15 protein-coding genes are annotated in these 11,541 nt (G+C 70.9%); 9 read left to right on the forward strand and 6 right to left on the reverse strand.

The genetic code is table 11. From position 1 onward, the window contains the following. The first annotated feature begins 118 nt into the window (after positions 1-118). The 3 genes from VEC04_RS09315 (at position 119) to VEC04_RS09325 (ending at position 1,163) form a co-directional block, all read left to right on the forward strand. Positions 119-499 carry a glycine zipper domain-containing protein gene (locus VEC04_RS09315; protein WP_324776113.1) on the forward strand — a complete coding sequence of 127 codons (381 nt, stop codon included), beginning with the start codon at positions 119-121 and terminating at the stop codon, positions 497-499. Further along, the gene (locus VEC04_RS09320; protein WP_324776115.1) at positions 499-906 is read left to right on the forward strand and encodes a hypothetical protein; all 408 of its coding nucleotides are present in this window, start codon (positions 499-501) and stop codon (positions 904-906) included. Before VEC04_RS09315 ends, VEC04_RS09320 begins: the two co-directional genes overlap by 1 nt. Positions 907-995: 89 nt before the next feature. After that, entirely contained in the window at positions 996-1,163 is a 168-nt protein-coding gene (locus VEC04_RS09325; RefSeq protein ID WP_324776117.1) for a DUF1328 family protein, read from the forward strand. A 72-nt stretch (positions 1,164-1,235) separates the two neighbouring features. Here the strand turns inward: VEC04_RS09325 and VEC04_RS09330 are convergent, their stop codons facing one another. The 3 genes from VEC04_RS09330 to VEC04_RS09340 are packed head-to-tail and all read right to left on the reverse strand — an operon-like array spanning position 1,236 to position 3,467. After that, positions 1,236-2,078, reverse strand: a complete 843-nt coding sequence (locus VEC04_RS09330; RefSeq protein ID WP_324776118.1) for a metallophosphoesterase — start codon at positions 2,076-2,078, stop codon at positions 1,236-1,238. Positions 2,079-2,086: 8 nt separating this feature from the next. Next, complete coding sequence (locus VEC04_RS09335; RefSeq protein WP_324776120.1) at positions 2,087-3,070, reverse strand: diacylglycerol/lipid kinase family protein; 984 nt, start codon at positions 3,068-3,070, stop codon at positions 2,087-2,089. Positions 3,071-3,128: 58 nt separating this feature from the next. Beyond that, positions 3,129-3,467 (reverse strand): hypothetical protein, encoded by a 339-nt coding sequence (locus VEC04_RS09340; protein WP_324776122.1) that lies wholly within the window; start codon positions 3,465-3,467, stop codon positions 3,129-3,131. 162 nt (positions 3,468-3,629) lie between these two features. On the opposite strand from VEC04_RS09340, the gene VEC04_RS09345 reads away from it, so the two are divergent. The 3 genes from VEC04_RS09345 to VEC04_RS09355 all read left to right on the forward strand — a co-directional run bounded on the left by VEC04_RS09345 (position 3,630) and on the right by VEC04_RS09355 (position 6,722). After that, entirely contained in the window at positions 3,630-3,971 is a 342-nt protein-coding gene (locus VEC04_RS09345) for a YMGG-like glycine zipper-containing protein (RefSeq protein ID WP_324776124.1), read from the forward strand. A gap of 69 nt (positions 3,972-4,040) precedes the next feature. Next, positions 4,041-4,484, forward strand: a complete 444-nt coding sequence (locus tag VEC04_RS09350; RefSeq protein ID WP_324776126.1) for an OmpA family protein — start codon at positions 4,041-4,043, stop codon at positions 4,482-4,484. A gap of 57 nt (positions 4,485-4,541) precedes the next feature. Beyond that, a complete protein-coding gene (locus VEC04_RS09355; protein ID WP_324776128.1) occupies positions 4,542-6,722 on the forward strand; it encodes a protein-disulfide reductase DsbD family protein in 2,181 nt (726 codons plus the stop codon). Here the strand turns inward: VEC04_RS09355 and VEC04_RS09360 are convergent. Beyond that, positions 6,694-7,170, reverse strand: a complete 477-nt coding sequence (locus VEC04_RS09360) for a hypothetical protein (RefSeq protein WP_324776130.1) — start codon at positions 7,168-7,170, stop codon at positions 6,694-6,696. The genes VEC04_RS09355 and VEC04_RS09360 overlap by 29 nt on opposite strands. Positions 7,171-7,271: 101 nt before the next feature. On the opposite strand from VEC04_RS09360, the gene pgi reads away from it, so the two are divergent. Next, positions 7,272-8,897: a glucose-6-phosphate isomerase gene (pgi, locus tag VEC04_RS09365; RefSeq protein WP_324776132.1), complete on the forward strand. Its 1,626-nt coding sequence runs from the start codon at positions 7,272-7,274 to the stop codon at positions 8,895-8,897. 22 nt (positions 8,898-8,919) lie between these two features. Here the strand turns inward: pgi and VEC04_RS09370 are convergent, their stop codons facing one another. Continuing rightward, on the reverse strand, positions 8,920-9,264 hold the full coding sequence (locus VEC04_RS09370; RefSeq protein ID WP_324776134.1) for a hypothetical protein: 345 nt from the start codon (positions 9,262-9,264) through the stop codon (positions 8,920-8,922). A 266-nt stretch (positions 9,265-9,530) separates the two neighbouring features. After that, positions 9,531-9,965, reverse strand: coding sequence for a hypothetical protein (locus tag VEC04_RS09375; protein ID WP_324776135.1), 435 nt, complete (start codon positions 9,963-9,965; stop codon positions 9,531-9,533). A 242-nt stretch (positions 9,966-10,207) separates the two neighbouring features. Between VEC04_RS09375 and groES the strand changes: the two genes are divergently transcribed. Together groES and groEL are read left to right on the forward strand one after the other, a co-directional pair. After that, positions 10,208-10,495: a co-chaperone GroES gene (gene groES, locus VEC04_RS09380; protein ID WP_324776136.1), complete on the forward strand. Its 288-nt coding sequence runs from the start codon at positions 10,208-10,210 to the stop codon at positions 10,493-10,495. Positions 10,496-10,552: 57 nt separating this feature from the next. After that, positions 10,553-11,541, forward strand: a 989-nt coding sequence (groEL, locus tag VEC04_RS09385; protein WP_324776137.1) for a chaperonin GroEL, incomplete at its 3' end; no start/stop codon positions are given.

An 11,541-nucleotide genomic window follows, 5' to 3' on the forward strand; every position in this document is an offset into this window, starting at 1 on the left:
CGGGACGCGCCGCTTCGCCAGCGCGCGCCTTGCTGCGGTGCGGAACCGGCACGTCGCAGTGGCGTTCCGGCTCAGGGTTCTCTATCTAACCGTCAAGCTTGCAGAGCGGAGCGCGCACATGGCCACGACCAAGGCGGCACGGACAGCCGTGAAGAACGACATCAACACCCTCAAGGACGACCTCAAGACCCTGGGCGCCGAGGAGAAGGCGCGTCTGCGCGAGAAGGCGACGGCGGCCGAATCCCGCCTGCGCGCCAAGGCGGCCGAGACCGAGGCCCGCCTGCGCGAACAGTCGGAGGTGCTGCGCGAACGCGCCCGCGGCTATTACGACACCGCCCGCATGCGCGGCCGCGAATACTATGACGAAGCCTCCGAGCGCTTCGACGAGGCCCAGCGCTACCTGACCGAACGGGTGCAGGAGCGCCCGATGCAGTCGACCGCCATCGCGCTCGGCGTCGGCGTCGTCCTCGGCCTGCTGCTCGCCGGCCGTCGCCGCTGATGTTGGGCGGAGGGCTGGCCCGCAAGCTGGCGAAGAAGGCCGTCGCGGCCGCCGTGGCGGCCGGGGCGGCGCTGGTCGCCGTGATCGCCTTCGGGGCGACGATCTTCTACGCCCTGTGCCTCGTGGTCGTGCCGCTCGCCGCGGCCGCCCTGACCATGCTGCTGTTCGCCCTCCTCGCGCTTGCGGTGGTGATGATCTTCCTGCGCCGCGAGGCCCATGAGGAAGAGATCGAGGACGACGAGCCGATGGGCCTCGGCGAACGGGCCTATACGCTGTTCCGCAACCGGCCGATCCTCGGCACGGCGGCGGCGTTGGCCGGCGGCTGGATTTTCCTGCGCAATCCGGCGCTGGCCACCATGGTCGCGGCCGCCTTCACCGAGAAATCGCACGGCCGGCGTCGCCGCTGAGGCGGAACAGGCGCGGGTCCGGAGAGTTGATCCGGCAGGCGCGGCGGTCTTGAGCCGCTCCTTTGGATCAACATTCCGGGAGTCCGCTCATGCTTCGCTGGGCCCTTATCTTCCTCGTACTCGCGATCATCGCCGGCGCCCTCGGCGCGGGCGGCGTCGCGGGCCTGTCGATGAACATCGCCATCGTGCTGTTCGTCATCTTCCTCATCCTGCTGGCCGTGCACTTCTTCCAGGGCCGACGAGGCACGAGGATCTAGCCCTCACAGGCTGAAACGTGACGAGGGCCGTGGTCGTGGACCGCGGCCCTCTTCCGTGTCTGGGCGCAGACTTCAGGTCGCCGCCTGTTCCCGGACGCCGGGGACATTCGGGTCGGGCGCGGTCGAGGGCTTGCGGGTGTCCTGACGGCGCGGCAGATGCCATTTCTGCCCCGGCTCGAACCGGTCGCCCGTCCAGGCGATGGCGGTGACGACGATCTCCTTCGCGTCCCAGTCGATCTGGTTGAAGCTGGGCGGCGCCCCCCGCTCCCGGTGCGACAGCGTCCCGCAGCCGACCGCATAGGAGCAGTGGTCGCCCAGCTGGATGGGCAGGGCGAAGGGGACATGGACGTGGCCGGTGGCGATCAGGTCGACCCCGGCCTCAGCGAAGATCAGCGCCGCGGCGTCGCCCCGCCTGACCTCGCCGGTCATCGGCGCGCCGATCATCTCCACCAGCGGATGATGGCAGGCGAGGATGCGCAGCGCCCCGGCCGGCGCCTGACGCAGGGCCTCCGCGGCCTTGCGCGTCTGGGCCAGATCGATGACGCCCTTCGACCAGTTGGGACGCGCCTGCCAGCCGCGGGCCGTGACCACACCGCGCACCATGACGGTCTCGGACAGGAACTGGTGATCGTGGGCGGGATGGCCGATGGCGCGCTCGAAGGCCCGCCACGGGTGGAACAGGCGCGCGGCGAGGCTCCAGTACGGCACGTCGTGATTGCCGACGATGACGAAGGTCGGTTCGGGCATCCGCCGGATCCAGTCGCCGGCGGCCTCGAACTCGTCGGGCAGGCCCTGCTGCGTCACGTCGCCGGTGATCAGGACCAGATCGCACGGGGTGGCGTGGGCGTAGTCGAGCGCCGCGGCGCAGGCGTGACGGTGTTCGCGGCCGAAATGCACGTCGGAGAACTGCAGCACGCGCCCCACTAGACGCTGTCCTCCGCCGCCGCCGGGATGGGCGCCAGGGCCTGGAAGGCCCGACGGATGAACCGCACCTGGGCGCGGTGGTGCAGCAGCAGCGGCTCGCCGTCGACCACGGCCGGGATCCGTGAGCGGGCCTGGAGCTGGACCCGTTGCGTCGCCCGGGTTGTCACCGCCGGGTCCTGCCGCCAGTCGTCGAGCACGGCGTGGGCGGCGAGCCGGAAGGCCTGCATCGCGTCCGCCGGATTCATCGCCGCCGCCTCGAGACCCGTATCCTCCTCCATCGCCCGCGAGATCATCGGACTGATCAGCACCAGCGCCTCGGCGCGGCGCGGCGGCCGGCCGTCGAGGGCGAACCGCATCTGGCCGGTGAAGGCCCGCTTGAGCGCCCGGCGCGCATAGGCCCAGGCCAGGCCCAGCTTGCCGGCCCGGATGGCCTCGCGCGCCGGGGCCCACAGGGCCGGCGAGCCGAAGATGGCGGCGCAATAGAAGGCGCGGGTCGTGTCGCCGTCCGAGACCTCGCCGCCGGCCACGGTCTGGGGCGCGCCCTCCTCCAGCGCGACCTTCAGCGCCGCCTTCCAGTCGGAGGTGCCGTAGAGCGCGCGCGGCAGCATGTTCATGGTGCCGCCCGGCAGCGGCGCGACCAGCGGCCCGTCCGGCCCGGCGCGGGAGGCGACGGTGCCGGCCGTGCCGTCGCCGGCGAGGACGAACAGCACGTCGGGGCGAGCCTTGAGCGCCTCCTCGATCTGGGCGTCGAACTGTCCCGGCTCCAGCGTCACCACCGAGGCGTCGCAGGCGTAGCGTTCAAGAATGGTCCCGGCCTCTTCGGCCGCGCCCGGCCCGACGCTCCCGGACAGCGGATTCACCAGGATCATGACCCGCTTCAGCGGCACATGACTGGTCAGCACGCACGACTCCGCGGCCTCCGCGCCGGTCGTGGTTTCAGGCGCGGTCGCGGGTTCGACCGCCGGCGTCGGAGTTGCGCTCATGCCGCCCGAACGTCCCGCCCGGAGCGATGTTCCGGGCGGGTCGCCGAAGCGTGGCTGTTTATTTCTTCAGTTCGTCCGAGGCGGCGGCGGCGCCCGCCTGGGCCGCGTCGCCGGCCTTGGCCGCGGCGGCTCCGGCGGCGTCGCCGGCTTCTTCCGCCACCTTGGGGGCCTCGCCCTTGACCTTGGAGACGGCGCTGGAGATCCAGCCGTCCATCATCGCCCCGCCCTCGGCGAGCGACTTCTCCTTGATGCCGAGCACGGCCGTCAGGACGCCGAACAGGGCCAGCAGGGTGATCAGCAGGCTGATGAGCGGATTGCCCCGCCGACGCTTGCCGCGCGCCCACACGGGACTGTGATCGCCGTCATCCGCCATGCGGACCGGTTCAGAAAAACGCATACGAAACCCCCGTCTCTCGCCCCATGCGGGGCCCACCCACGCCCCCCGCGGGACGTACTGCAAAGCCTGGTACAGGCCCGACCGGCAGCATAGACGGGGAACCGTGACGGTAATCCAGCATTATCACCCGTGGGGCGAACCCGAGGGATGAAGGACATACCCATGAAAAAGGCAATCATCGCGATCGCCGGCGCCGGTCTGCTGGCCTCCGCGTGCGCCAGCGATCCGTACGGCGGCACCAATGAAACCGTCCGCCAGGGCGTGATCGGCGCGGGAATCGGCGCTGTCGCCGGCGCGATCATCGGCAACAATGTCGGAGACGGCGACGCCGGAACCGGCGCAGCCATCGGCGCGGTCGTGGGCGGCGCGGCGGGTGCGATCCGCGGCTCGCAGCAGGACCGCGCCAACCAGCAGCGCTACCGCGACAGCCAGGGCCGTTATTACTATTGCTACGACGGCCGTCAGACCGAGTGCTACTGGGAGAACGGGCAGCGGCGCTACTAGGCGCGGCTGGTCGTGAGAGATCAGGGCGGTTCGTCGGCGACGGGCCGCCCTTTTCGTGAAGGGGCTGGAATGAAGCGGCTGGGTTTATCGCTGGGCGCGCTGGCGCTGACGCTGGCGGGGTGCGCGCAGACGCCGTGGAGCCGCGGCGATCTGGTCGCGGAGCCGCAAGCCTGCGCGCCGCAGCGCTTCGACATCTATTTCCGCGAGGGCGAGGCGGGGCTGACCGACGCCGCGCGCCACGCCATCGGCCTGACCGCCACCCAGCTGCAGGGCTGCGACATCCGCAAGGTCAATGTCATCGGCCTCGCCGACGCCTCGGGCGGACCCGACGCCAATCTGGACCTGTCCGAGCGCCGGGCGCTGGCGGTCACGGAGGCGCTGCAGGCGGCGGGATGGCCCACGCCGGTGTTCAGCCTGATCGTGGCCGGGGAGTCCGGCTCGGTGACCGCCGACGGGGCCAGCGAACCGATGCGCCGCCGCACCGAGGTGCTGGTCGACGCCGCCCCGCGCTGACGGACTGAGACAGCACGACGCGTGACGCGACGCGGCCGACGCGGCTAAGGTCGCGGCGTGACCCGTCTGCTCAAGCTTTTCCTCCTCGTCGCCCTGCTGTTCGTCCCTACCACCGTGGCGGCGCAGGACGGGCGCGTTCAGCGCACCGAGCGCATCGCCGCCGAACTGGTCGCGATGTCGCAATGGGCGGCCCCGGGATCCACAGCGATCGTGGCGGTGCGGCAGGACATCGAGCCGGGCTGGCACACCTACTGGCGCAATCCGGGGGATTCCGGCGGCGCGACCACGCTGACGTGGACCCTGCCCGCCAGGGTCACCGCCGGCGACATCGTCTGGCCCCTGCCCCAACGCCAGCGGCTCGGACCGTTGATGAACTACGGCTATTCCGGCGAGGTCTATCTGCCGGTCCCGATCGCCGTCCCCGCCGACGCCGCGCCCGGATCGACCCTGCCGCTGCGGGTCAGGGCGCTGTTCTTCGTGTGCAGCGCCGAGATGTGCGTGCCGGACGAACTGGCCCTGTCGCTGGACCTGCCGATCCGGACGGGCGCGGCGCCGCCGGACGCCCGGCACGGCGGAGCCATCCAGCGCATCGTCGAGACCGCCCCCCGCCCGGCGGACATTTCGACCCGCATCACCCTGCAGGGCGGGGTCGCGACCTTGACCGCCGCGGGCGGGCCGCTGGCCGGACAGAATCCCGGGCCGAGCTATTTCTTCGCCTTCGAGCCGCGGGTGATCGACCACGCCGCACCGCAGTCGGGGCGCTACGGCCCGCGGGGCCTGACCCTGGCCCTGACCCCGGGGGCCGGTTTCGCGAGCGCGGAAACCCCGATCCGGGGCGTGCTGGTGACGCGGCTCGGGGCGTTCGAGGTTTCCGCCGAAGCAGGCCCGCCGCTGGCGGGAACCGGCGGGTCGGGCGACTTGCCCCCCGCCCCGGACGAGGCGCCGGGAGACGCCGCCGCTCCGGCGCCGGCCGGCGGCTTCCTTCAGGCGGCGCTGTTCGCCCTGTTCGGCGGCCTGATCCTCAACCTGATGCCGTGCGTCTTCCCGATCCTCGCCATGAAGGCGGCGGCGCTGGCCGGAGCCGCCCACGACGCCCCACGGGCGCGGCGCGACGGGCTGGCCTTCCTCGCGGGCGTGTTGACCACCTTCCTGCTGCTGGCCGGAGTCCTGCTGGCGCTGCGGGCGGCCGGTCAGGCGGCGGGCTGGGGCTTCCAGCTGCAGTCGCCGGCCGTCATCGCGGGACTGGCCCTGCTGATGCTCGCCGTCGGCCTGAACCTGTCCGGCGTCTTCCACGTCGGCGCGGGACTTCAGGGCGTTGGCTCGGGCCCGCTGGCGCGGCTGAACGGCGCCGCCGCGGCCTTTCTGACAGGGGTGCTGGCGGTGGTGGTCGCCGCCCCCTGCACAGCGCCCTTCATGGCCGTGGCGCTCGGCTCGGCCCTGCTGATGCCGTGGCCGCTGGCGCTGCTCGTCTTCCTGATGCTGGGACTCGGTCTGGCCCTGCCCTATGTGCTGGTCAGCCTGACGCCCGGTCTGCTGTCGCGCCTGCCCCGGCCCGGGCCGTGGATGGAGCGGCTCAAGGGGCTGCTGGCCTTCCCTATGTATGGCGCGGCCCTGTGGCTGGCCTGGGTGTTCAGCCGTCAGGCGGGCGGGGATGCCCTGGGCCTGCTGTTCATCGCCGGCCTGCTGCTGGCGCTGGCGGGATGGCTTCTCGGCCTCGCCCAGGCCGAGCGGGCGCTGGACCGGCGCTGGCGGCTCACGGCCGTCGCAGGCCTCGCCGCCCTCGCCCTCGCCGGCGCCGGCGCCGTCATGGCCGTCCGCCTGCCCGCCAGCCCGGCAGGCGCAGACGCGCCCGGGAGCGGTCCCGCCAGCGCGCCATGGTCCCCGGCGAAGGTGGAGGCGGCGCTGGCGCAGGGGCGGCCGGTGCTGGTCAATTTCACCGCCGACTGGTGCGTGACCTGCAAGATCAACGAGGCCGGCGCCCTGACGTCGGCCCGGACCATGGAGGCGTTCCGTGCCGCCGACGCCGTCTATCTGGTCGGGGACTGGACGCTGCGCGACGACGCCATCACCGCCGAGCTGAAACGCCACGGCCGCTCGGGCGTGCCGCTCTATCTGCTCTACGCGCCGGGCGAGCCGGAGCCGCGCATCCTGCCGCAGCTGCTGACGGAGGGGGTGGTGGTCGAGGCGCTGGAGGAGACCCTCTCTCGCCCTACACTTCCGGCTGCGGCGGCGCCGTAATGACTTCGACGTTGTCGTTGAGCAGGTAGTGCAATTCGTCGAGGGCGACGCGGCGTTCGGCGGGGGTGGCGGCGTTTTCGACGCTCTCCAGCTTGACCGGGATGTCCTCGGCGATGCCGCGCAGGATGCATTTGAGGTCGCCGTCGACGCCGCGCTCCTTCAGAACGAGGTGGCCCTGCATGTCGAGGGCGGCGAGCTCGGTCGCGCGGGCCTTGAAGCCGTGAAAGTCGGCGCCGCTGAAGAAGTCCGCCCGGTCGGCGACACCGGCGGCCATCCAGCCCTGCACCTCGCCGCGCAGAAGGCCCGAGCGGGCGACGATGTCGGCGAACAGGGGCTCGCCGACGACCGAAACGGGCGCGTCCGCGGCAGCCGGCGGCCGCGCCGCGGCCATGGCCACATTGGGATCCGAAAGCAGGAGGGAGACGGCCAGGGCGACGCCGCAGGACATGGCGATCCTCGTTATGTTGGCCGAATCGCAGTTTCGGCGTTGAACCGGCTTACGCCCCACCCGTAAACGAGGGTTTACCCTCCTCCCGCAGAGTGCCGCTCATGACCGCCCGCTCCCAGGCCCTGGACATGCTTCGCGCCGTGGCGCGCAAGGACGCCGGATCGCGCATCGTGCATCAGTTCGCGACCGATCCGCGCCGGACCGAGCGCATGGGCGTCGAGGCGGCCGGTCTCTATCTCGACCTGTCCAAACAGAGCTGGACCGCCGAGGGTTTCGAGGCCGCGCTGGACTTGGCCAAGGCCTGCGATATCGAGGGACGGCGGGCGGCGCTGTTCGGAGGCGAGGCGGTCAACAACACCGAAGGCCGGGCGGTGCTGCATCCCGCCCTGCGCGCCGCCGACGACGCCGATTTCCGCGCCTTGGGCGAACCGGTGTCCGCACAGGTGGCCGCGACCCGGCGGGAGATGGCGAAATTCGCCGCGGACGTCGGCTCCGGCGCCGAGACCGGCGGGACCAAACAGCCGTTCACCGCCATCGTGCACATCGGCATCGGAGGGTCGGACCTGGGCCCGCGCCTGTTGTGGGACGCGCTGCGCCCGCTCGAGCCGACCATCGACCTGCGCTTCGTGGCGAATATCGATCCGCGCGACATGGCCGAGGCCCTGGCCGGGCTGGATCCGGAAACGACGCTGGTGGTGGTGGTGTCCAAGACCTTCACCACCCAGGAGACGCTGGCCAACGCCGACCTGGCCAAGGCCTGGCTGGCGGAGAGCCTGTCGCCGCGCCGGATGGTGCGGCATCTGGTCGGCGTCACCGCCGCGCCGGACAAGGCGGAAGCCTGGGGCTGCGGCCGCACCTTCGGGTTCCGCGACTGGGTTGGCGGCCGTTATTCGCTGTGGTCGGCGGTGTCCCTGTCGGTGGCCGTGGCGCTGGGCTGGGACGTGTTCGAACGCGTCCTCGCCGGAGCCCGGCTGATGGACGAGCATTTCCTGACTGCGGATCTGGAGCGCAACGCCCCGGTGCTGATGGCGCTGGCGCAGGTCTACAATGTTGAGGGCCGCAGCCGTCACGCGCGCACGGTGGCGCCCTACGCCCACGGGCTGCGCCGCCTGCCGGCCTTCCTGCAGCAGCTGGAGATGGAGTCGAACGGCAAGCGGGTGAAGCGCGACGGCTCAGCCGTCGACACCGCCACGGGGCCGATCGTGTTCGGCGAGCCGGGCACCAACGGCCAGCACGCCTTCTTCCAGCAGATTCATCAGGGGCCGCAGGTGGTCCCGGCCGAGTTCATCGTCGTTCGCCACACCGGCGACGGAGCGGTGGACGCGCGCGAGGGCGACGCGCCGCTGTGGTCCAACGCCCTGGCGCAGGCCCAGGCGCTGATGGTCGGCAAGACCGAGGCCGAGGCGCGAGCGGAACTGCTGGCGGCCGGCGCGGGCGCCGAGGAGGCCGACCGGCTGGCGCCGCACAAGGCCTTCCCGGGCGACAGGCCGTCGACGACCCTGCTGATGGACGCCCTGACGCCCGAGGCGGTCGGGGCCCTGATCGCCCTGTATGAGCACAAGACCTTCGTCGAGGGCGTGATCTGGGACATCAACAGCTTCGACCAGTGGGGCGTCGAACTGGGCAAGGTGCTGGCGAAGGCGATCCTGAAGGACGTGCAGGCGGGCGAGCCGTCGGCCGGGCTGGATCCGTCGACGGCCGAGCTGATGAAGCGGCTGATGGTCTAGGATCGTCTCCCGCGGGAGACGATCAGCCGGGAGTCGCCGCCGGAGCGCGGGTGCGGCCGCTCGTTTCGCTGGCCGGACGGCCCGGCCAGTGCGCAAGCGGGCGGTCGCCCCAGTTGAGGCCGGCGTCGCGGGGCTGGATGCAGCCGTCCTCGTTTTCGCTCATGCACACCTTGTAGACGGTTCCGCCGATGCGGACCGAAGTCGCGCGCCCGTTCGCGTCGCGGGCGACGACGACGGGCGCCTCGGTCCGGGTTGCCGGGGCGGCGGGAGCGGGCGTGGGGGCGTCCTGGGCCACAACCGGGGCCGCGGCCGCGCCGGCCAGAGCCGCCGCCGCGAGGGCCGCCTGTAGATTTCTGCTGATCGACACGATGGGACTCCTGCAGGATTTCGGGGAGTTTCCGCGCCCGCCGCCGCATCCGTCGCGGCGTCGGGGTCCCGTGGAGGGGCGAACGGATCACTCCTCTCCACGAACACGGATCACCCGGGAAATCGCTGAGGGGGACCTTCGTTCCGCGACGCACGAAGTCGGCATCGCCCGTGATCGCCCATGAAAAAGGCGGGCGCCGTCTCCGGAGCCCGCCTTCCTCGCCCACACCCGGCCATACTCACGCGGCCGGGCGAAAGGGAGCTGTCCTACCAGCGGCGATCGTAGCGGTAGTCGCGGTCGTAGCGCCGCTCGTCACGCCGGTCGCGTCGCTCGTAGCGGTAGTCGGAGCGGTAATCGCGGCTGTTGATGCCATGCTCGCGCTCCCAGTGGCCGCGGTTCCGGTAGCAGCGGCCGCCGCGGTAGTAGTTGCAGTCGTCGTCGTCGTCCGCCGTGGCGCCGATGGCGGCTCCGGCGAGGGCTCCGCCGGCGATATAGGCGCCGTCGCCATTGCCGATCAGGGCGCCGGCCAGTGCGCCGACGGCGGCCCCGATCAGCACGTCCTCGGTGCGATCGTCGTCGTCGCCGCGGTCACGGTCGCGGTAGCGGCTCTGGGCGTCGGCGGGCGTCGCGGCGGCCAGGGTGAGCGCCATGGCGCCGACCGCGGCGGGCGCGGCGCTGGCGAATTTCGAAAGCGTCTTCATGGTCGGTCCTTTCACGGTCTGCGCGCGATGACCGCCTGTATGCGCCTGTCCGCCTGAACAGGCCGGCGAGCGGCGGTTCATCCGGCGTTCATCCGGGGCGCGGAGGCGGCGAAAATTCGGCGGCCGGGTCCTTGACGCTGCCGGAGCCGGGTCCTACCTGCCCCTCGCGTTAGCACTCGGGGGCAGTGGCTGCCAAAGCCGACCCGATGGCTCAATCGAAACTGTTTTGGGAGACACTACAGATGGCGTTTCGTCCGCTCGGCGACCGCGTGCTCGTGAAGCGCGTGGAAGAGGAATCGAAGACCAAGGGCGGGATCATCATCCCCGACACCGCCAAGGAAAAGCCCCAGGAAGGCGAGGTCATCGCCGTCGGACCGGGCCTGCGCGACGACAGCGGCAAGGTGAACGCCCTCGAGCTGAAGGCGGGCGACCGTATCCTGTTCGGCAAGTGGTCGGGCACCGAGGTCAAGCTGGAAGGCGAAGACCTGATCATCATGAAGGAATCGGACGTGCTGGGCGTGCTCTCGTAAGCACCGGCGCTTCGACGACCCTTTCCCTCACAACCCAGAATTCAGGAGCAGCCTCACATGGCCGCGAAACAAGTTCAGTTCTCCACCGAAGCCCGCGAGAAGATGCTGCGGGGTGTCAACGTCCTGGCCAATGCGGTCAAGGTCACCCTCGGCCCGAAAGGCCGCAACGTCATCATCCAGAAGTCCTTCGGCGCCCCGCGCTCGACCAAGGACGGCGTCTCGGTGGCCAAGGAGATCGAGCTGGAAGACGCCTTCGAGAACATGGGCGCTCAGCTGATCCGCGAAGTCGCCTCCAAGACCAATGACAAGGCCGGCGACGGCACCACCACCGCCACCGTCCTGGCCCAGTCGATCGTGCAGGAAGGCCTCAAGTCCGTCGCCGCCGGCATGAACCCGATGGATCTGAAGCGCGGCATCGACAAGGCCGTCGCCGCCGTCATCGCCGACATCAAGTCGTCGTCCAAGAAGGTCAGCGCCAACTCCGAGATCGCCCAGGTCGGCACCATCTCGGCCAACGGCGACCTGGAAGTCGGCGAGATGATCGCGAAAGCGATGGAGAAGGTCGGCAACGAGGGCGTCATCACCGTCGAGGAGGCCAAGACCGCCGACACCGAACTCGACGTCGTCGAGGGCATGCAGTTCGACCGCGGCTACCTGTCGCCCTACTTCATCACCAACGCCGACAAGATGGAGGCCCAGCTCGAGGAGCCGCTGATCCTGCTGTTCGAGAAGAAGCTCTCGTCGCTGCAGGCCATGCTGCCGATCCTGGAAGCCGTGGTCCAGTCGGGCCGTCCGCTGCTGATCATCGCCGAGGACATCGAGGGCGAGGCCTTGGCCACCCTGGTGGTCAACAAGCTGCGCGGCGGGCTCCGTGTGGCCGCCGTCAAGGCTCCGGGCTTCGGCGACCGCCGCAAGGCCATGCTGGAAGACATCGCCATCCTCACGGGCGGCCAGGTCATCAGCGAGGACCTCGGCATCAAGCTCGAGACCGTCACCCTGGATATGCTGGGCAAGGCCAAGAAGGTCACCATCACCAAGGAAGACAC

The organism is Brevundimonas sp. (genome assembly GCF_035626535.1).
Lineage (GTDB): Bacteria > Pseudomonadota > Alphaproteobacteria > Caulobacterales > Caulobacteraceae > Brevundimonas.

Bases quoted from the DNA above. Each gene is read 5' to 3' on its own strand.
- VEC04_RS09350 (WP_324776126.1), top strand. From the start codon at position 4,041: ATGAAGCGGCTGGGTTTATCGCTGGGCGCGCTGGCGCTGACGCTGGCG.
- pgi (WP_324776132.1), top strand. From the start codon at position 7,272: ATGACCGCCCGCTCCCAGGCCCTGGACATGCTTCGCGCCGTGGCGCGC.
- VEC04_RS09345 (WP_324776124.1), top strand. From the start codon at position 3,630: ATGAAAAAGGCAATCATCGCGATCGCCGGCGCCGGTCTGCTGGCCTCC.
- VEC04_RS09320 (WP_324776115.1), top strand. From the start codon at position 499: ATGTTGGGCGGAGGGCTGGCCCGCAAGCTGGCGAAGAAGGCCGTCGCG.
- VEC04_RS09375 (WP_324776135.1), bottom strand. From the start codon at position 9,965: ATGAAGACGCTTTCGAAATTCGCCAGCGCCGCGCCCGCCGCGGTCGGC.
- VEC04_RS09335 (WP_324776120.1), bottom strand. From the start codon at position 3,070: ATGAGCGCAACTCCGACGCCGGCGGTCGAACCCGCGACCGCGCCTGAA.
- groES (WP_324776136.1), top strand. From the start codon at position 10,208: ATGGCGTTTCGTCCGCTCGGCGACCGCGTGCTCGTGAAGCGCGTGGAA.
- VEC04_RS09315 (WP_324776113.1), top strand. From the start codon at position 119: ATGGCCACGACCAAGGCGGCACGGACAGCCGTGAAGAACGACATCAAC.
- VEC04_RS09325 (WP_324776117.1), top strand. From the start codon at position 996: ATGCTTCGCTGGGCCCTTATCTTCCTCGTACTCGCGATCATCGCCGGC.
- VEC04_RS09360 (WP_324776130.1), bottom strand. From the start codon at position 7,170: ATGTCCTGCGGCGTCGCCCTGGCCGTCTCCCTCCTGCTTTCGGATCCC.
- VEC04_RS09340 (WP_324776122.1), bottom strand. From the start codon at position 3,467: ATGCGTTTTTCTGAACCGGTCCGCATGGCGGATGACGGCGATCACAGT.